Below are 19,568 nucleotides of genomic sequence, written 5' to 3'. Positions count from 1 at the left end.
CTCCCGTGGACACGCCCGCTGTTAGAGCGCATATTTCTCGTGTTCAGTTTCTGCGGGCCAGGGCCACTTGCCATGGTCCCAGATGCAATGCGTTGTCTGCGCCGGGGCCGATGCTGCCCAGTTCGGCGCCTATGGTGACCCAGTTGCCATCCGGCAGGTGATGGGTCGCGGTTGTGTCGCTCAGGTTCACGGCGCAAAAGACCACCTCATCCCCGTGGGTGCGCGTGAAATAGACCACGTCTCCGGCGGCCTTCACCCCGTCATGATCCCCTTTTTGCAGGGCCTTGTGGGCTTTGCGAAACCCGATGGCCTTGCGGTAGTGGTGCAGGATCGAGCCCGGGTCCGCCTCTTGGGCGGCGACCGAGTTGTGAGCGTGTTCGGGGCTGACAGGCAGCCATGGATCGCCGGTGGTAAAGCCTGCGTTGCGGTTTGACGCCTCCCACGCCATTGGCGTGCGGCAGCCGTCGCGGCCCTTGAATTCGGGCCAGAATTCGATCCCATAGGGGTCTTGCAAGTCTTCAAAGGCGACGTCCGCCTCGTGCAGGCCCAGTTCTTCGCCCTGATAGATGCAAGCCGAGCCGCGCAGGCACATCAACAGTGTCGATAGCGCCCGGGCGGCTGCCGGAGACAGGTCCCAGCGGCTCATGTGGCGCACCACGTCGTGGTTGGAAAACGCCCAGCAGGCCCAGCCGTCGCTGACCAGCCGGTCGACATCACCCATCACCTTGGCCACGCGTTCAGCCGTGGGGATGGTGGGCGACAGCAATTCAAAGCTGTAGCACATGTGCACCCGGTTATCGCCCGTGGTGTATTCGCCCATGATCTCGAGCCCCATCTGGGCATCCCCGACCTCGCCCACGGCGGCGGCGGCATCGTATTCCTCAAGCACCGCGCGGAACCGTTCGAGGAACAGCAGGTTTTCGGGCTGGTTCTTGGAATAGAGGTGCAGCTGGTGATTGTAGGGGTTCACCGATGGCGCGATGGTTGCGTCCCGCTGGTCCTTGGGCAGGGCCGGGTTTGAGCGCAACTGCTTGTCGTGGATATAGAAGTTGATCGTATCGAGCCTGAACCCGTCCACGCCCCGGTCGAGCCAGAACCGCACCACGTCCAGCAGTGCATCCTGCACGTCCGGGCAGTGAAAGTTCAAATCGGGCTGCGACGTCAGGAAGTTGTGCAGGAAATACTGCTCGCGCCGTCCGTCCCATTGCCAGGCCGACCCGCCAAAGATCGACAGCCAGTTGTTGGGTGGGGTGCCGTCCTCTTTCGGTTCGGACCAGACGTACCAATCGGATTTGGGATTGTCCCGGTTGGCGCGGCTTTCCTTGAACCACGGGTGTTCGTCCGAGGTGTGCGACAGCACCAGATCGATCATCACCCGCAGGCCGAGGCTGTGCGCCGTTTCGGTCAACACGTCGAAATCCGACATCGTGCCGAACATCGGGTCAATGCCGCGATAGTCGCTCACGTCATAGCCGAAATCCTTCATCGGTGACGTGAAGAACGGCGATATCCAGATCGCATCGACCCCAAGCGAGGCGATGTAGGGCAGACGTTGGGTGATCCCGTTGAGATCCCCGATGCCGTCGCCATTGCTGTCCTGAAAGCTGCGCGGATAGATCTGATAGATCACCGCACCGCGCCACCAGTCCTTGTCAGCCACAAGAGCTTGCCCCATGTCGATTGTCGCCCTTTCGTTCATACCAAACCCTTATTTTACTGAACCCGCCAGCAGCCCGCGTACGAGATATTTCTGCATGGCAAAGAACACGCACAGAGGCACCGCGATCGAGACAAAGGCCGCCGTGGCCAGAATTTCCCAGTTGCCGCCCCGTGTTCCCAGCAGGTTCACGATCTGGTCGGTCATCACGGTGGTCTGGCCGGTTGCGTCGATCAGGAACACCTTGGCCACCAGCAGGTCATTCCACGTCCACAGGAACTGGAAGATCGCAAAGGAGGCGAGCGCCGGGAAGGACAGTGGCAGGATGATCTTGGTGAAGATCTGGAAGTCCGTGGCCCCGTCCACCTTGGCGTTTTCGATGATGTCACGCGGCAGGCCGACCATGTAGTTGCGTAAGAGATATATCGCGAGCGGTAACCCGAAGCCGGTATGGGCCAGCCAGGCGCCCAAATACCCTTTGCCGATGCCGATATCGACATGCAGTTTGAGCAGCGGAATCAGCGCCAGTTGCAGCGGCACGACCAGCAGGCCCACAACAGCGGCAATCAGCAGTGCGCGCCCCGGAAAGTCCATCCACGCCAGCGCATAGGCCGCAAAGGCCGCCACAACGATGGGAATGATTGTGGCCGGGATCGTGACCGTCAGCGTGTTGAAGAACGCCTTGGCCATGTTGTCGCCGGGCCCGCCGCTGAACAGGATGTTGTCATAGTTGCGCACGGTGAATTCCGGCGGCGAGATCGCGGTGACAAAGGCCCGCTGCCCGCGCCCCGAGATCTGTTCGTCATTGCCGGACCAGACATAGTTGCCGTCTGAATCAACGGTGAAGGTTTCGCCATCGCCGAGATCGGCGGTTTCGCCTGCCTGATAGGCGCTGACGTCACGCGACGAGGTGCCCCAGCTTTGGATTTCGCCGACGGCGGTGCCTTCTTCAAAGAGGTTGCCCTCGACCACGAACAAGCCGTCGCGTTCGATCCGGTTGTCGTCCGGATCTGCCACGCGATAGCGTTCGGTCTGCTCGGAAGGGAACAGGGCCGCCCACCAGCCTGAGCCGGAAATCTGGTCTGCAGTGCGGAAGGAGGACACCAGAAGGCCGAAGGTCGGAAAGACCCAGAGCGCGACCAGCAGCACGACCGAGATGTTGACAGCCCAGCCCAGAGACGATTTGGAACCAGCAATGTTATCCATGATTTGCTTCCTTATGGGCGCGGGCCATTATTTCATCTCCTTGCGGGCGTTGTGGACGTTCCAGATCAGGATGGGCGAGACCATGATCATGATCACGATGGCCGCCGCCGATCCGACGCCCCAGTCATTGGCGCGGAACAGCTTGTCGAACATGTAGTTGGCCAGAACCTGCGTCTCCCACTGGCCGTTGGTCATCGCAAACACGATGTCAAAGACCTTGAGAACGGTGATGGTGATCGTCGTCCAGACCACCACGATGGTGCCCATGATCTGCGGCACCTTGATCTTGAAAAAGACCTGGAACGGGTTGGCGCCGTCGACGATGGCGGCCTCGATGGTTTCCTCGGGGATGCCGCGCAGGGCTGCCGACAGGATCACCATGGCAAAGCCGGTCTGAATCCAGATCAGCACCACCATCAGTAGGAACGAGTTCCAGAACGGGATGGTCAGCCATGTCTGCGGCTCGCCGTAGGGGTAGTCAAATGTGAACACTCCGATCAGCGAGGAGATGGACAGATAAACGAGGTAGAGCGCGCCGGCCCCGACAAAGAGGCGCAGCGGCACAAAGCCCGCGCCGCCGCCGTTCTGGCGGCTTTCGGCGATGGGGCGCACAAAGATCCAGCCCACATAGGCGACAATCCCGGCAAAGCAGAGCAGGATGATCGTCGGCAACAGTTGCAGCATCAGAAATGATCCGATGCCGCCATCAAAATTCAACCACACCGCGTTCAGGATGCCGATCTGGTTTTGATCAGCGGGCCGGGTTTCATAGACCAGCTTGAAAATCACGCCCGCCCCCACGAAGGAGATCGCCATGGGCATGAAGATCAGCGACTTGGCCACCGATCCCCATTTGATCCGGTCGGTCAGTTGCGCGGCCAGAAGGCCGAAGGCGGTGGAGGCGGCAGGCACAACAATCAGCCAGAGCAGGTTGTTGCGCAGTGCCTCCCAGAATTTCGGTTCGCCGAACATCTGGTTGTAGTTGGCCAGCCCCACAAAGGCGCCACCCTGATCGCGGTCCGTCAGGGACAGGCGCAGGGTCTCGAACACCGGATAGGCAAGGTAAAGGCCAAGGGCGAACATGGCCGGAAACAGGAACAGCCAGGGCCGGATCATGTTGGCCTTGTTAATATTCTGCCCCGCCTTTGGGCCTTTGGCAGGGTACAGCACTTTGTCCAGAAACTGGTTGGACAGGTAGAAATAGGCGATGCACCCACCGACGCCGATGATGATGGTGATCAAGCCTTGGAATGCCGGGTTCATGGACTGTCTCCCTTGTCACGGGCCCTTTTGGCCGATGGTGACCGCATTTTTTCGGTCTGTTCTTGGACCAGCCCGCGCGGGGCGGACTGGTCGTTTTCGTGAGTGGTGCGTTTGCTTACTTGAGCGCGTCCCAGCTGGACTGGATGTCAGCCGCAACGGCTGCGGCATCCTTGCCACCTGTGTAGTCGACCATGCCGGTCCAGAAGGTGCCGGCACCGACGCCACCGGGCATCAGGTCAGACCCGTCGAAACGGAAGGTGGTCGCGCCCAGCAGAACGTCACCCAGCGCGCGCAGCGTGTCGTCCTTGTAGGCCTCGGTGTTGACGCCCTTGTGGGGTGTGAGGAACCCGGTCTGCGCCATCATGATCTCGTGGCTGATGGGCAGTTTGAAGAATTCCATCAGTTCCGAGGTTGCATCCGATGGGCTGGTGACAGCCATCAGAGTGCCGCCGCCCAGAACCGGGTTGCCCAGGTCCTTGGAGGCGTAGCTTGGGAAGTAGAAGAAGCCGGTGTCCACGCCGAATTCCACATCTTCGGGGAAGAAGGCAGGCACAAACGATGCCTGACGGTGCATGTAGCACTGTGGGGGAGACGAGAAGAGGCCCTTGGGGCTGTCCCGGAAGTCGGTCGAGGCCACCGCACCGGCACCGCCGGACACTTTGGCATCATCACGCGCGAAATAGCCGAACTCTTCGATGGCGGCCACGACACGTGGGTCATCGAACGGAATTTCGTTTGTGGTCCACTGGTCGTAGACCGAGGGTTCGACCGTGCGCAGCATCATGTCCTCGACCCAGTCGGTCGCAGGCCAGCCTGTCGCCGCACCACTTCCCAGACCAATGCACCATGGCACTTCGCCGTCGGCCACGATCTGGTCGGTCAGGGCCTTGAGCTCTTCCATGGTTTCAGGAATGTCATAGCCTGCATCTTCGAAGTTTTCCGGGTTGTACCAGACCAGCGATTTGACGTTCACGTTGTAGAAAAAGCCATACATCTGGTCGTTGCCATCGGCATCCGCATAGGTGCCCAGATCGACCCAGGACTGACCGGCGGCGTAGTTTTCGGCAACCCAGGAGGCCATGTCATCGCCCAGTGGCGTCAGCTGACCCTTGCCCGCCATCACGGCAGCCAGACCTGGCTGTGGGAAGACAGAGATGTTGGGGGCGGAGCCCGCTTCGGCGTCGATCACGATCTGCTGCTCGAAGCTGTCGGAGCCGGTGTAGATCACGTCGGCACCAGTGGCGTCTTCGAAATAGGCCAGCGCGTTGTTCAGATAGCCGTCTTCGGGTGTCAGCCAGGGGCCGAACACTGTCACGGTCTGACCGCTCAGGTCTGGGGCGTTTTCGGCCCATGCGTTGTAGCTGTCCCAGCTGAACGGACCTTCGCCGACCGGGAACGTGATGTGCCCGTCTGCATGTGCGGTCGCCGCCGTGATTGCCAATGCGGCTGCACTGGCCAGTAGAGTTCTGGTCATTTTGGTTATCCTCCCATTTATACCCAATTCGCACCGCCACTGAGACGGCCCGCCCACGCGATGGCACTTTGCCAAAGCGCTTTGGAATGGCCCGACCGTCGCTGAAAAACATCTGTCTGTCAAACACTGTGCGCGTGAGGGTCGCAGAAAGCGTAACACGCAGGGGTGGAATCGCCGAAGGTTTTGACGAAGGGGTCGCCATTGAGTAGCGTCGCCGCAATCTAAAGCGCTTTGGATCGGAATCCTGTGAATCTTAAGGAACTATCGAAACATCTGGGTCTCAGTCAGACAACGGTCAGTCGCGCGCTGAACGGATATCCCGAGGTGTCAGAGGCGACGCGGGCCCGTGTTGTGGCCGCAGCGCATGCCAATGATTACAGCCCCAACACCCGCGCCCAGGGCCTCGCCACGGGGCTGAGCCGCTGCATCGGGCACGTGATTTCGGTGGGTGATTCGGGTGAGATGGTGAACCCGATCTTTGGAGATTTCATGGCCGGTGCGGGCGAAACCTATGCCGCGCACGGCTATGACATGATGGTGACGCGGGTGGGTGAGCGCGACGAGGCGGAAACCTATCGCCGTCTCAAGGCGCGCGGTGCGGTGGACGGGCTGGTGATGCATTCCCCCCGTTTCAACGATTCGCGGCTGGACCTGCTGAATGATCTGGGGCTGCCGTTCGTGGTGCATGGCCGTTCAAGCGGGGCGCAGGTGCCCTATTCCTATCTCGATGTGAACAACCGGCGCGCCTTTTACGAGACAACGCGGCATCTGACGGGGCTCGGCCACCGCCGGGTTGCGCTGCTCAACGGGCAAGAGCAGCTCGATTTCGCGATTCGTCGTCGTCAGGGCTATGAGCAGGGCATGCAGGAGGCCGGGTGCGACATTGACCCGGACCTGATGGCGCAGGACGAGATGACCGAGGATTACGGCTATCGCACCGCGATCAGTATGCTGGATCTGCCTAGCCCCCCGACCGCCTTTCTGGTGTCGTCGATCATTTGTGCCGCTGGCGTGCGCCGCGCGCTGGATGACCGCAACCTGCGCCCCGCCAAGGACGTGTCGATTGCGACTTTTGACGACTGCCTCAGCTACTTTCGCAACAGCGCCGCCCCCCCGGTGTTCACGGCGATGCAGTCATCGGTGCGCGCAGCGGGTGCGACGCTGGCCCGGATGCTGATCGACCGGATCAACACGCCAAACGCGCCACATACCCAAACCCTTTGGGAGGCCGAATTTGTCGTCGGGGCCTCCACCGGCCCGATCAAGGACTGACCCCATGCTGACCCATGCCCGTTCCGATTTCCCCGACGGTTTTCTGTTCGGGGCCGCCACCTCTGCCTACCAGATCGAGGGCCACGGGTTCGGCGGGGCCGGGCGTGCCATGTGGGACGATTTTGCCGCGACACCCGGCAATGTGGTTCGTGCCGAAGACGGGGCCCGGGCCTGCGATCACTATCACCGCTATGCCAGCGATCTCGATCTGCTCAGCGATGCGGGCTTTGACGCTTACCGCTTTTCCACCAGCTGGGCGCGGGTGATGCCCGATGGGCGCACGGTCAATCCCGAGGGCCTCGATTTCTATGACCGGCTGACGGATGCGATGCTGGAACGTGGCCTCAAGCCGATGGCGACGCTGTATCACTGGGAACTGCCCTCGGCGCTGGCCGATCAGGGCGGCTGGCGCAATCGCGACATCGCGGGCTGGTTCGGGGATTTCACCGAATGCGTGATGGGCCGACTTGGAGACCGGATGTATTCGGTGGCCACGATCAACGAATTCTGGTGCGTGTCATGGCTGTCCCATTTTCTGGGCCAGCACGCGCCGGGCCTGCGCGACATCCGCGCCACCGCCCGCGCGATGCATCATGTGCTGCTGGCTCATGGCACGGCGATCGAGCGGATGCGCGGCATGGGGGTCATGAACCTTGGTGCTGTGTTCAACATGGAATGGGCGGCCCCGGCGGATGACAGCGCCGCGTCGGTCGAGGCGGCGGCCCTTTATGACGACTATTACAATCATTTCTTTGTGTCCGGCGCGTTCAAAGGCACCTATCCCGACCGGCTGGTCGCCGCACTTGGACCGCATCTGCCGCAAGGCTGGCAGGATGATTTTGCGACCATCACCGCGCCGCTTGACTGGGCCGGGATCAACTACTACACGCGCTCTTTGCTGGCCGGAAATGATGGTCCATGGCCGCATTTGCATGCCGTTGAGGGACCGCTGGAAAAAACCCAGATGGGGTGGGAGGTCTATCCCCAAGGCTTGCATGATTTCCTTGTGCGCACGGCGCGCGACTACACTGGTGATCTGCCGATCTATGTGACCGAAAACGGCATGTCCAATGCCGACCAGCGGGTCGATGGCACCGTGGATGACCCCGCCCGCATCGCCTATTTCAACAGCCATCTGTCTGCCGTGCGTGACGCCATCGCCAAGGGCGTACCCGTCAAGGGGTACATGGCGTGGTCACTCTTGGACAATTACGAATGGGCGCTGGGGTATGAGAAGAGATTTGGCATGGTGCATGTGGATTTTGACACGCTGGAACGGACGCCCAAAGCGTCCTGGCACGCGTTCAAGGACATGCTGGCGCGGTAGTTCCTGCGTGAAGAGGCAACCCTGCGACCTGCAGAAATAACTGCAATTACAAACCTGTAGGATAATGACGCCGATCGGTCAGCGTACCCGCTCGTATGGCGCAGAGACAAATCGCTTGCCTGTCAGCCATTAACAAGCAAGGATGTCGCATCGACGTTGGGAGAACCAAGGACGTTGGTGCCGAAGGAGCAACCGCCCCGGAAACTCTCAGGCAAACGGACCGACGTTGATGTGAAGACTCTGGAGAGTGGCATGTAATTTGTGCCCGCCGAAGGGATAGCGATCTCAGGCAAACGTACAGAGGGGGCATCACGCGTGAAGGCTTGTGCTTTCACGCTTTGGTGGTGCCGCAGGAATCCCAGATTTCCGAATGGCCCAAGACAAGTAGAGGCCTTCGATGACTGACCTTTTTCATACGCCGCTGCATCAGCTTCACGTCGCACTCGGTGCCAAAATGGTGCCTTTTGCTGGCTACGACATGCCGGTGCAATACCCGATGGGGGTCCTGCAAGAGCATCTGCACACCCGCAGCAAGACGGGGTTGTTTGATGTCAGCCACATGGGGCAGGTGATTGTCAGGGGGGTCGACTATCAGGCTGCCGCCACGGCGCTTGAGGGGATTATTCCGGTCGATATCCTTGGTCTTGGAGTTGATCGGCAGCGTTATGGGTTTTTTACCAATCCGGAGGGCGGCATCCGGGATGATCTGATGCTGGCCAACCGCGGAGATCACGTGTTCATGGTCGTGAATGCGGGCTGCAAGGCGGATGACATCGCCTATATGAACGCCAGTCTGAGCGGCGTCACCGTCACCGAAGTCACGGATCGCGCGCTGTTGGCCCTGCAGGGTCCCGCCGCCGAGGCTGTCTTGTCGACATTGGATGCGAACGCCGCCGATATGCGGTTCATGGATGTGGCCACGCTGTCGCTGGCCGGGGCGGAGTGCTGGGTGTCACGTTCGGGGTATTCCGGCGAAGACGGTTACGAGATTTCCGTCCCAACCGCACAGGCCGAGGTGCTGGCGCAGGCGCTGCTGGCCCACGCGGATGTCGAACCCATCGGTCTTGGCGCGCGCGACAGCCTGCGTCTTGAGGCCGGGCTGTGCCTGTACGGGCATGACATCAACACCGACACGACCCCTGTCGAAGGCGCGCTGAGCTGGGCAATCCAGAAGGTGCGGCGCAGGGGTGGTGATCGGGCCGGGGGCTTTCCCGGTGCAGACGTCATTCTGGGCGAGCTTGCCGATGGTGCGACGCGCAAACGCGTTGGCCTTCTGCCCGAGGGGCGTGCGCCGATGCGCGAGGGCGTGGCCCTGTTTGCGCAGGCCGATGACGATGATCCGGTCGGCGCGATCACATCCGGTGGCTTTGGGCCCACGGTCGGTGCACCCATTGCGATGGGGTATCTGCCGGTCGCGCACTGTGCAAACGGAACCACGGTTTTTGGCGAGTTGCGCGGCAAGCGATTGCCGTTGACGGTCACCTCGCTTCCCTTCATTCCTGCAAATTTCAAACGCTAACTGACGGAGACTAAACATGAAATACACAGAAGAGCATGAATGGCTGCGCCCCGAGGGCGACGTTGTGGTGGTTGGCATCACTGAACATGCCACAACCCAATTGGGCGATATCGTCTTTGTCGAACTGCCCGATGTCGGCGCCGAAGTGGCCAAGGACGACGAGGTGGTGGTGATCGAAAGTGTCAAGGCCGCCTCGGACATCATGGCCCCGATTGACGGTGAAATTATCGAGGTAAACACCGCCCTTGCCGAAAATCCAGCGCTTGCGAACGAAGATGCGACCGGCGCGGGCTGGTTCTTCAAGATCAAGCCATCTGATCCTTCGCAGATGGACGGCCTGATGGACGAAGCCGCCTATAACGCAATGATCGCCTGAGACTGCGGAGCCAAACATGACCTTCACCCCGACCGACTATCTGCCCTATGACTTTGCCAATCGACGTCACATTGGACCCTCGCCTGCCGAAATGACCGAAATGCTGAACGTGGTGGGGGCGGACGATCTGGACGCGCTGATCACGGACACGGTGCCGGCCAAGATCCGGCAGGCCGACCCGCTTGATTTCGGCAAACCTATGTCAGAGCGCGAGTTGCTGCATCACATGAAGGTCGTGGCCTCCAAGAACAAGGTTTTGACCTCGTTGATCGGGCAGGGGTATCACGGCACGGTCACGCCACCCGCCATTCAGCGCAATATCTTTGAAAACCCGGCCTGGTACACGGCCTACACGCCCTACCAGCCCGAGATTTCGCAGGGCCGTCTCGAAGCACTTCTCAACTTTCAAACAATGGTGTCCGACCTGACGGGGCTGGAGATTGCCAACGCCTCGTTGCTGGACGAGGCGACGGCCTGCGCCGAAGCGATGACCATGGCCCAACGGGTCGCCAAGACGAAGGTCAGAGGATTCTTCATCGACGAAAACTGCCATCCACAGAACATCGCTGTGATGAAGACCCGCGCGGCCCCATTGGGGATCGAGGTGCAGGTTGGCAAACCCGATGATCTGGATGCCAGCGGCGTCTTTGGCGCGATCTTTCAATATCCGGGGACCTATGGGCACCTGCGCGATTTCGCGCCCGAGATGGCCAGGCTGCACGAGGCCCAAGCCATCGGCATTGTCGCCGCCGACCCTCTGGCGCTGACATTGCTGAAGGAACCGGGGGCGATGGGGGCCGATATTGCTGTCGGCAGCACGCAGCGCTTTGGCGTGCCCGTCGGATATGGCGGCCCGCACGCGGCCTATATGGCGACCAAGCAGAACTATGCCCGGTCGATGCCGGGCCGGTTGGTGGGCGTGTCCATCGACAGTCACGGCAACCGGGCCTACCGGTTGTCTCTGCAAACCCGCGAACAGCATATCCGGCGCGAAAAGGCGACCTCGAATGTGTGCACGGCGCAGGCGCTGCTGGCCGTGATGGCCGGGTTTTACGCGGTGTTTCATGGCCCCCAGGGCCTCAAGGCGATTGCCCAACGCATCCATCGCAAAACGGCGCGGCTGGCCGAAGGGATCAAGGACGCAGGCTTTGATGTGCGTCCGGCGACGTTCTTCGACACGATCACGGTTGAGGTTGGCCCGCTGCAGGCGGCCGTGATGAAATCGGCAGTGGATGAGGGCATCAACCTGCGCGCTGTCGGCACCACTCAAGTGGGCATCACGCTGGATGAACGCACGCGCCCCGCCACCATCGAAGCCGTCTGGCGTGCCTTTGGGATCGAGCGCGAGGACAAGGACTACACCCCGCATTACCACGTGCCGGAAAAGCTGATCCGCACCTCGGATTATCTGACCCACCCGGTGTTCCACATGAACCGGGCCGAGACCGAAATGATGCGCTATATGCGCCGGTTGGCGGATCGCGACCTTGCCCTTGATCGCGCGATGATTCCGCTGGGGTCCTGCACAATGAAGTTGAACTCGGCCGCGGAAATGATGCCGGTGTCCTGGGATGAATTCTCGCTTTTGCATCCTTATGTCCCCCGTGATCAGGCGGCGGGTTATATGGAAATGATCGACGATTTGTCGGCCAAGCTGTGCGACGTGACCGGCTATGATGCGATTTCGATGCAGCCCAATTCCGGCGCGCAGGGCGAATATGCAGGCCTGTTGTCGATAGCCGGCTATCACCGCGCCAAAGGGCAGGATCATCGCAACATCTGCCTGATCCCGATGTCCGCCCATGGCACCAATCCGGCCTCGGCCCAGATGGTCGGCTGGAAGGTTGTGCCGGTCAAATCGGCGGCCAATGGCGACATCGATGTCGAGGATTTTCGCGCCAAGGCGGAACAACATGCCGAAAATCTGGCGGGCTGCATGATCACCTACCCCTCGACCCATGGCGTGTTCGAGGAAACCGTAACCGACATCTGCAAAATCGTGCACGCGCATGGCGGGCAGGTCTATATAGACGGGGCCAATATGAATGCCATGGTCGGACTGTCCCGTCCCGGTGATCTGGGCGGCGATGTCAGCCACCTGAACCTGCACAAGACCTTTTGCATCCCCCATGGTGGGGGCGGACCCGGCATGGGCCCCATTGGCGTCAAATCCCACCTGATCCCGCACCTTCCGGGTGATCCCAATACGGGCGAAGGGGCAGTGTCGGCGGCGGCCTTTGGCTCACCCTCGCTGCTGCCCATCTCATGGGCTTATTGCCTGATGATGGGCGGCGAGGGGCTGACGCAGGCCACGCGCGTCGCCATCCTGAACGCCAACTACATCGCCAAACGGCTCGAGGGGGCGTTTGATGTCCTGTACAAAGGGCCCACAGGTCGAGTCGCCCATGAGTGCATCATCGACACGCGCCCTTTTGCCGACAGCGCCCATGTGACAGTGGATGATATCGCCAAGCGTCTGATTGATTGCGGGTTTCACGCTCCAACCATGAGCTGGCCCGTTGCAGGCACGCTGATGATCGAGCCGACCGAATCTGAAACCAAGGCCGAGCTGGACCGGTTTTGCGATGCGATGCTCGCCATTCGGGCGGAGATTGCGGAGATCGAAAGCGGTACTGCCGATCCCGAGCACAATCCGCTGAAATACGCGCCGCACACGATGGAGGACCTGGTCAAGGACTGGGACCGGCCCTATTCGCGTGAAACAGGGTGCTTCCCGCCCGGCGCGTTTCGGATCGACAAGTACTGGCCGCCCGTCAACCGCGTGGACAATGTCTGGGGGGATCGGAACCTCACATGCACCTGCCCGCCGATGGAGGAGTACCTGGACATCGCCAGCTAGCGTGCGGCCCCGGCGCGATTTGTCGTGGAGGGGTTCGTGATCCGGCAGATCGCGACGGTGCCATGGTTGTGCTTTTCAATCCGCAAAACCCCTGCCAAACTCAGCGGAACGGATACATCCACACCTTGTAGTCAGCGACCAGAATATGCGCCCGATCAATCTCTTCCTGCGTCATTTTCTTGACCACCTCTTCGAGGCTGATCGCGGCGTCCGGATCGCCCCCGATGGCGGAAAGGGTGTACCACATATAGGCGCGCACAAGGTCCGGGGCAGGCATGCCGCGCCCGACCTCGTAGTACCAGCCGACGCCCGATTGCGCACCCGGATGCCCTTTCATCGAAGCCCGCAGGTACCATTCAAACGCCCGCTCGTCGTCCCGCTCGACCCCGAGGCCGAGGGCGTACAGGACACCGATCAACTCTTCGGCCTCGGCATTGCCCGAACGGGCGGCGGGCCAGAGCGCGTCATAGGCGGCCTTGTACGCGCCGGCCTCCATCAGATCGCGCGCCTGTTCCAGTTCGGCCAGCGCCGGGGCGGCCAGAAACACAAGGGCTATGGCAAGTTTGCGCATGTCATCCTCCTGAGTGCGACGCCGGTCTTCGCCGATGATCTGCCGCGCGCCTTGGGGCCGGATGATTTCATCCCCGTCGACGCGGCGCAAGCGCAGTTGGGGCAGCTCCTGTTTTACGACCGCATCCTGTCGGGCAACCGCAACATCGCCTGTTCCACCTGCCACCATCCTGATCTCGGCACCGGCGATGGTCTCAGCCTTGGCATCGGTGAAGGGGGCGAGGGGCTGGGCCCCAAGCGTACCGCTGGCACAGGCGATGATCGCATACGCAAGCGTATCCCGCGCAACGCGCCGGGGTTGTGGAACCTTGGCGCGCGTGACCTGACTGTCATGTTCCATGACGGGCGGCTGAGCATCGCGGACACTTATGAGAACGGGTTCAACTCTCCGGCCGAAGAGCGTTTGCCCGAAGGTCTTGATAACCTGCTGGCTGCCCAAGCCATCTTTCCTCTGGTCGCCCAATTCGAGATGGCGGGTAACCCGAAGGAAAACGAAGTGGCGGGAGCGGTGCATGATCGCATCGATTACGCCTGGCCGATCCTGACCGATCGGGTGCGCCATATCCCGGCCTATGCCGATCTGTTCGCCGCGGCCTATCCGCATATCGAGACGTCCAGCGACATCACGATTGCCGATATCGCAAATGCCCTCAGCGCCTTCATGATCTGGGAATGGACCAGTTTTGACAGCCCGTTTGATGCCTATCTGGGTGGAGATTCGGCGGCACTGACAGCGCAGCAGGTCGCGGGGATGGAGCTATTCTATGGCAACGCGGGCTGTTCGGCCTGCCACGCCGGGTCGCTGATGAGCGATCAGGAGTTTCATGCGCTGGGTCTGCCGCCCTTTGGACCCGGGCGCACGCGCCAATGGGACCCGATGGTGCGCGATGTGGGGCATATGGGCGAAAGCAACCGATTGGAGGATGCCTATGCGTTCCGTACGCCGATGCTGCGCAATGTGGCGCTGACTGCACCTTACGGGCACAACGGGGCTTATCCGACGCTCGAAGGGATCGTGCGGCACCACCTTGATGCCGAGCAGGCCTTTGAGGCGTGGACGCCGGAACTGGCCGCACTGCCCGAGGTGCCGTGGCTGTCACAGATCGACTTTGCCGTCTGGCAGGACAGCCGCGAAATGGCGCGGCAGCGTGCGGTGCTGAACCGCGCATCCGTCGAGATCAGTGACGCCGAGGTCGACGCCATCGTCGCATTCCTGAAAGCGCTGACCGGAGCGAGTGCGCAGTCGGACCGGCTGGGCATACCGGATACCGTACCCAGCGGCCTGCCCGTGGACGGGCCGATCCGCTAGCGCCCCTTCCAGACCGGATCGCGCTTTTCGGCAAAGGCGCGCGCGCCTTCTAGCTGATCTTCGGAGCGGTAGAGCCGTTCGACCGAGGCCAGTTGGCTCTTGGTGATCCGGTTCATCGCGTCCTGAAACTTGGCATCCTCAGCGTCGCGCACGATTTCCTTGATCGCGGCATAGACCAGCGGTGGGCCGGAGGCGAGCAGGCGGGCGAGGTCCCAGGCGCGCTCCATCAGGTCAGCGCCGAGCACGATTTCGTTGACCAGCCCCCAGCGATGCGCCTCGTCCACATCAAACCAACGCCCGGTCAGTAACAACTCCATCGCGATGTGATAGGGGATGCGCTTGGGCAGCTTGACCGAGGCCGCATCGGCCACCGTGCCCGAGCGGATTTCCGGCAAGGCAAATTGCGCGTGATCGGCGGCCAGAATGATGTCGGCACTCAGCGCCAGTTCCAGCCCACCCCCGCAGGCGATACCGTTCACGGCGGCGATCACCGGCTTGTTCATGTCGCGCAGTTCCTGCAGGCCGCCAAAGCCGCCGACGCCGTAATTGCCGTCGACCGCGTCGCCATCGGCGGCCGCCTTGAGGTCCCAGCCGGGGCAAAAGAATTTCTCTCCCCCGCCGGTCATGATCGCGACGCGCAAATCCGGGTCATCCCGAAAGGCCATGAATGTGTCGCCCATCACGACGCTTGTGGCCAGATCGATGGCATTGGCCTTGGGGCGATCAAGCGTGATTTCGAGGATCGCGCCCTCGCGGCGTGTCTTTACCGGGCTGTCGGTCATGTGCGCTCTCCTGTGGCGGCAAAGGGATCGTTGTCGGGGTCGGGATTGCGGATGTATTCGGCCCAGTTGGCGGCGTCCTGTGCAGGTTTTTCGCCGAGGCAGTCCTCGATCACGGCCAGTGCCATGTCCATGCCTGCCGACACGCCGGAGGAGGTATAGATCGACCCGTCCTTCACCCAGCGCGCGCTGCGCTGCCAATCGACTCCGCTGGTCTGGTCGACCACCCAGTCAAAGGCGAGCTTGTTCGTGGTGGCACATCGCCCTTCAAGCACGCCTGCCTTGGAGAGCAACAGCGATCCGGTGCAGACCGATGTGGTGTATTCGGCGCTATCTGACTGGTCTTTCAGCCATTTCAGAAACGTCTCATCACTATCCACATTGCGCGTGCCGCGACCGCCGGGGACAAGCAGCATGTCGTACTTGCGCCCGTCGTCAAAGGTATCCTCGGCATAGGTGCTTGGCCCGCCCGACGCTTTGACGGGTCCCGTTTGTGCAGCCACTGTGCGGATTTCGAAATCATCTCGAAAAAAGGAAAACATCTCGAGTGGCCCGTATAGGTCAAGCATTTCAAAGTCTTCAAACAGCACGGCGGCCAGTGTTCGCATCGGCTATGGCTCCTCTGCCAGTCGGATCAACGCATCGACCGCCACCGCGCGGGTCGGGGTGCAGATCAGCGGATTGACCTCAACTTCGCTGAGGGTGCCCTGATGCGCAAGGACGTAGGCCTGAATGGCAAGGACGGCCCGGATGATCGCGTTCCGGTCTGCGGCGGGTTTGCCGCGATAGCCGCGCAGGACGGGGGCAATGGCGAGGGTGTCGAGCGCGGATTGGATGTCGCCTTCGGCCACGGGCAGCAGCAGGGATGTGGAGTCACGCAGGAGTTCGGTCAGCACGCCTCCGGCCCCCAATGTCAGCACAAAGCCGTGGGCAGGGTCGCGAGTCACGCCGATCAGTAGCTCGGCAATGCCGTCTGTTACCATCTCCTCGATCAGGATCTCCGGAGTGCCGATGCGCGTGGCGGCCTCTGCGATGTCTGCGTGATCAAGGCCCAGAACCACCGCTCCGGCTTCTGTCTTATGTGCGAGGCCCAGCCCCTTCGTCGCCAGCGGAGCAGTCAGGGCCTGCGACATGGCCTGTGCGTCCGTCGCCGGGCCGGACGCGCGGGCCGGGCAGGCCAACCCATACGCCGAGAGGGCCGCCTTTGCCGCATCTTCGCCCAGCGTTTCGCGCGCTGCCCCGGTGCCCGGCAGGCACAGCGGCAGGTCGTGGGGGGCACGTGCGGGGCCAGCGGCGGCGATGGCTGCCAAGGCTTCGCGCAGGCCGAAGAAAGGGATGACGCCGCCCGCCATCAACTGATCGGCGACGTCTGGCGGCATCAGCTCGGGCAATGTGGCAACGACGCCGAAGGGGCGGCCTGTTTCGCGGCGCACATTGAGGGCCGCATCCGTAGCGCAGGTCCAATCGGTGGCGTCGGTGGCGGGGTAGTCGACGATCGACAGGGTCATGTCGATATGATCTCCGGTCATGCCCGCCCAGGCCTGCGCCATCGCCTTTGCGTCGCGCCAGATATACGTGTTGTAGTCCAACGGGTTGCTGAGCGCGACCATCGGCCCGAGCGCCGCGCGCAGCCGCGTGGACTGGACCTCATCAAGGGACGGAAAGGTCAGTGGGGTCTCCAGCGACATGTCCGCAATCAGGCTCGCCTCGCCCCCTGAGCAGCTGATCGAGGCCAGCCGCGTGCCGCCAAGGGGACCGTAGGCATGCAGCAGTTTCAGCGTCTCGAGGAAATCGGGCAGGGCGCGCAGACGCGCGATGCCAAGGCGGTCCAGCAGCGCCTGCGCGCCTGCATCCGAGCCTGCGAGAGACGCGGTGTGGGACACGGTAGCCTGTTGCGCCTGATCGGAAGCACCGACCTTGAGCGCGATCAGTGGCACGCCGCGTGCGTGGGCATTGGCCGCCAAGGCCTCCCAATGGCGCAAGGCCCCGAACCCTTCGATATGTAACCCGATGGCGGTGACGCGCGGATCATCGAGAAGGGCCATCGCGATCTCGGCCTGTGAGGTTTGGCCCATGTTTCCACATGTGACCACGTAGGCGACGGGCAGAGCGCGTTGCTGCATGGTGAGGTTGATGGCGATGTTCGAACTTTGGGTCAGGATCGCCACACCTTTTGACACAGGCATGCAGCCATGCTGGTCGGGCCACAGCAGCGCGCCGTCAAGCGCGTTGATGAAGCCATAGCAGTTGGGCCCGAGGATCGGCATGTCGCCCGCTGCGGCCACGAGGCGGTCCTGCAGGTCATGCGCGCCGGAATCCTCGGCCCGCGCCTCGGCAAAGCCGGAGGCGAAACAGACCGCACCACCCGCACCCATTTGAGACAGTTGGGCGACGACATCCACGGTTGTGTGGCGATTGACGCCGATGAACACCGCATCGGGGGCTTCGGGCAGATCGTCCAGCGAGGGAAAGGCGCCATGTCCAGCTACGAGCGCGGCTTTGGGATGTACCGGCCAGATCGCCCCGTCAAATCCCATCTTTTCGGACTGTGCGATCACCTGCGCGCACCACGCGCCGCCACCTATCACGGCGATAGAGCGGGGGCGCAACAGGCGCTCAAGCCCCCGCATGGATATCTCTGCACATCTTCTTTTGACCCAAAATACCACGGGGAGCGCGAGGGGCAGCACCCCTCGTTCCCGCGATATCAAGATGGCCTGAACGCAACCGCATCAAGCCCCCAGCGGGCGCAGCAAATCGCGCGCGATGATGTGGCGCTGGATTTCGCTGGTGCCGTCCCAGATGCGTTCGACGCGGGCATCGCGCCAGAATCGTTCGATCGGGAAATCGTCCATCAGCCCCATGCCGCCATAGATCTGCAGGGTTGCATCGGTCACGCGGGCCAGTGTTTCAGACGCGTAAACCTTTGCGCTCGCAATCTCGCGGTTGGCGGGCAGGCCCTGATCCAGACGCCACGCGGCGGCGAGCGTCAGCCAGTCGGCGGCGTCGATCTCGGTGATCATGTCGGCGATCTGAAAACCCACCCCCTGAAACTTGCCAATGGGCTGTCCGAATTGTTTGCGCTCGGCGGCGTAGCTGAGGGCATAGTCGAAACACCGCCGTGCCCGTCCCACGGAAAAGGCGGCAACCGTCAGGCGCGTGGCGTAAAGCCACTCGTTCATCACTGCAAAGCCGCCATCGACTTCACCCAGCACTTGTGCATCGGACAGGCGGCAGTCATCGAAATCCAGAATGCAGTTCTTGTAGCCCTTGTGGCTGACGGAATTGTAGCCTGCGCGCACCTCGAATCCCGGCGTGCCGCGATCCACGAGAAAGGTGGTGATCCGTTTCTTGGGGCCTTTGTCGGTCTCGTCCACACCCGTGGCCACGAAGACGATGAAGAAATCGGCGTGATCCGCGCCCGAGATGAAGTGTTTGGAGCCATTCACGACCCAATCCCCGCCTGATCGCACAGCGCTGCATTTCATGCCGCGCACATCCGATCCGGCATCAGGTTCGGTCATGGCCAGCGCGTCCATCCGCTCACCCCGCACGGCGGGCAACAGATAGCGTTCGCGCTGATCGTCGTTGCAGGCCATCAGGATGTTTTGCGGACGGCCAAAGAAGTGGGTGAGCGCCATCGACCCGCGCCCCAATTCACGCTCGACCAGCGTGAAATCGAGATGACTGAGGCCCGCGCCACCCACCTCTTCGGGGAAGTTGCAGGCGTAAAACCCAAGCTCAATCACTTTGGCCTTGATCGCCTCGCCCAATGCGTGGGGCACCTCTCCGGTGCGCTCGACTTCGGCCTCATGGGGATAGATTTCACGCTCGACAAAGCTGCGCACAGTCGAGACGATCATTTCCTGTTCGTCGCTGAGGCCAAAGTGCATGGGGAGGCTCCTGTCCGGGGTGGTCTGAGGTCACCAAAACCCAAGCGGACGCGGCATGCCAAG

General features: G+C 61.9%; 15 protein-coding genes and 1 riboswitch. Of the genes, 6 read left to right on the top strand and 9 right to left on the bottom strand.

Annotated features, from left to right (window positions below):
* Positions 1 to 43: 43 nt before the first annotated feature.
* The 4 genes from Q1A89_RS09620 to Q1A89_RS09605 all read right to left on the bottom strand — a co-directional run bounded on the left by Q1A89_RS09620 (position 44) and on the right by Q1A89_RS09605 (position 5,600).
* Positions 44 to 1,699 carry an alpha-amylase family glycosyl hydrolase gene (locus tag Q1A89_RS09620; protein ID WP_299726869.1) on the bottom strand — a complete coding sequence of 552 codons (1,656 nt, stop codon included), beginning with the start codon at positions 1,697 to 1,699 and terminating at the stop codon, positions 44 to 46.
* Positions 1,700 to 1,708: 9 nt separating this feature from the next.
* Positions 1,709 to 2,863 (bottom strand): carbohydrate ABC transporter permease, encoded by a 1,155-nt coding sequence (locus Q1A89_RS09615; RefSeq protein WP_299726867.1) that lies wholly within the window; start codon positions 2,861 to 2,863, stop codon positions 1,709 to 1,711.
* A gap of 27 nt (positions 2,864 to 2,890) precedes the next feature.
* Positions 2,891 to 4,126: a sugar ABC transporter permease gene (locus Q1A89_RS09610; protein WP_299726864.1), complete on the bottom strand. Its 1,236-nt coding sequence runs from the start codon at positions 4,124 to 4,126 to the stop codon at positions 2,891 to 2,893.
* A 115-nt stretch (positions 4,127 to 4,241) separates the two neighbouring features.
* On the bottom strand, positions 4,242 to 5,600 hold the full coding sequence (locus Q1A89_RS09605; RefSeq protein WP_299726861.1) for an ABC transporter substrate-binding protein: 1,359 nt from the start codon (positions 5,598 to 5,600) through the stop codon (positions 4,242 to 4,244).
* Between the two features lie 246 nt (positions 5,601 to 5,846).
* On the opposite strand from Q1A89_RS09605, the gene Q1A89_RS09600 reads away from it, so the two are divergent.
* From Q1A89_RS09600 to gcvP, 5 genes are all read left to right on the top strand, one after another.
* A complete protein-coding gene (locus Q1A89_RS09600) occupies positions 5,847 to 6,872 on the top strand; it encodes a substrate-binding domain-containing protein (protein WP_299726858.1) in 1,026 nt (341 codons plus the stop codon).
* 4 nt (positions 6,873 to 6,876) lie between these two features.
* Complete coding sequence (locus Q1A89_RS09595) at positions 6,877 to 8,199, top strand: GH1 family beta-glucosidase (RefSeq protein ID WP_299726855.1); 1,323 nt, start codon at positions 6,877 to 6,879, stop codon at positions 8,197 to 8,199.
* Between the two features lie 147 nt (positions 8,200 to 8,346).
* Positions 8,347 to 8,432: riboswitch (glycine riboswitch) on the top strand.
* A 164-nt stretch (positions 8,433 to 8,596) separates the two neighbouring features.
* Complete coding sequence (gene gcvT / locus Q1A89_RS09590) at positions 8,597 to 9,718, top strand: glycine cleavage system aminomethyltransferase GcvT (protein WP_299726852.1); 1,122 nt, start codon at positions 8,597 to 8,599, stop codon at positions 9,716 to 9,718.
* A 16-nt stretch (positions 9,719 to 9,734) separates the two neighbouring features.
* Positions 9,735 to 10,094, top strand: a complete 360-nt coding sequence (gene gcvH / locus Q1A89_RS09585; RefSeq protein ID WP_299726849.1) for a glycine cleavage system protein GcvH — start codon at positions 9,735 to 9,737, stop codon at positions 10,092 to 10,094.
* Positions 10,095 to 10,110: 16 nt separating this feature from the next.
* On the top strand, positions 10,111 to 12,954 hold the full coding sequence (gcvP, locus tag Q1A89_RS09580) for an aminomethyl-transferring glycine dehydrogenase (RefSeq protein WP_299726846.1): 2,844 nt from the start codon (positions 10,111 to 10,113) through the stop codon (positions 12,952 to 12,954).
* Positions 12,955 to 13,054: 100 nt separating this feature from the next.
* Here gcvP and Q1A89_RS09575 read toward each other — a convergent pair whose 3' ends face one another.
* On the bottom strand, positions 13,055 to 13,525 hold the full coding sequence (locus Q1A89_RS09575; RefSeq protein WP_299726843.1) for a tetratricopeptide repeat protein: 471 nt from the start codon (positions 13,523 to 13,525) through the stop codon (positions 13,055 to 13,057).
* 51 nt (positions 13,526 to 13,576) lie between these two features.
* Here Q1A89_RS09575 and Q1A89_RS09570 point away from each other — a divergent pair, with 51 nt between their 5' ends.
* The gene (locus Q1A89_RS09570; protein WP_299726840.1) at positions 13,577 to 14,833 is read left to right on the top strand and encodes a cytochrome c peroxidase; all 1,257 of its coding nucleotides are present in this window, start codon (positions 13,577 to 13,579) and stop codon (positions 14,831 to 14,833) included.
* Here the strand turns inward: Q1A89_RS09570 and Q1A89_RS09565 are convergent.
* The 4 genes from Q1A89_RS09565 to Q1A89_RS09550 all read right to left on the bottom strand — a co-directional run bounded on the left by Q1A89_RS09565 (position 14,830) and on the right by Q1A89_RS09550 (position 19,505).
* Positions 14,830 to 15,615, bottom strand: a complete 786-nt coding sequence (locus Q1A89_RS09565; RefSeq protein ID WP_299726837.1) for a carnitinyl-CoA dehydratase — start codon at positions 15,613 to 15,615, stop codon at positions 14,830 to 14,832. The two genes, Q1A89_RS09570 and Q1A89_RS09565, sit on opposite strands and share 4 nt — an antisense overlap.
* The gene (locus Q1A89_RS09560; RefSeq protein ID WP_299726834.1) at positions 15,612 to 16,220 is read right to left on the bottom strand and encodes a DJ-1/PfpI family protein; all 609 of its coding nucleotides are present in this window, start codon (positions 16,218 to 16,220) and stop codon (positions 15,612 to 15,614) included. Before Q1A89_RS09560 ends, Q1A89_RS09565 begins: the two co-directional genes overlap by 4 nt.
* A 3-nt stretch (positions 16,221 to 16,223) precedes the next feature.
* Positions 16,224 to 18,242 (bottom strand): acetate--CoA ligase family protein, encoded by a 2,019-nt coding sequence (locus tag Q1A89_RS09555; protein ID WP_299726831.1) that lies wholly within the window; start codon positions 18,240 to 18,242, stop codon positions 16,224 to 16,226.
* 102 nt (positions 18,243 to 18,344) lie between these two features.
* Positions 18,345 to 19,505: an acyl-CoA dehydrogenase family protein gene (locus Q1A89_RS09550; protein WP_299726828.1), complete on the bottom strand. Its 1,161-nt coding sequence runs from the start codon at positions 19,503 to 19,505 to the stop codon at positions 18,345 to 18,347.
* Positions 19,506 to 19,568: the final 63 nt, after the last annotated feature.

The organism is uncultured Tateyamaria sp. (assembly GCF_947503045.1).
In the GTDB taxonomy this organism is placed as follows: domain Bacteria; phylum Pseudomonadota; class Alphaproteobacteria; order Rhodobacterales; family Rhodobacteraceae; genus Tateyamaria.
The sequence above is the reverse complement of the archived record's forward strand: the minus strand, read 5'-3'. Positions and strand labels throughout refer to the sequence as shown.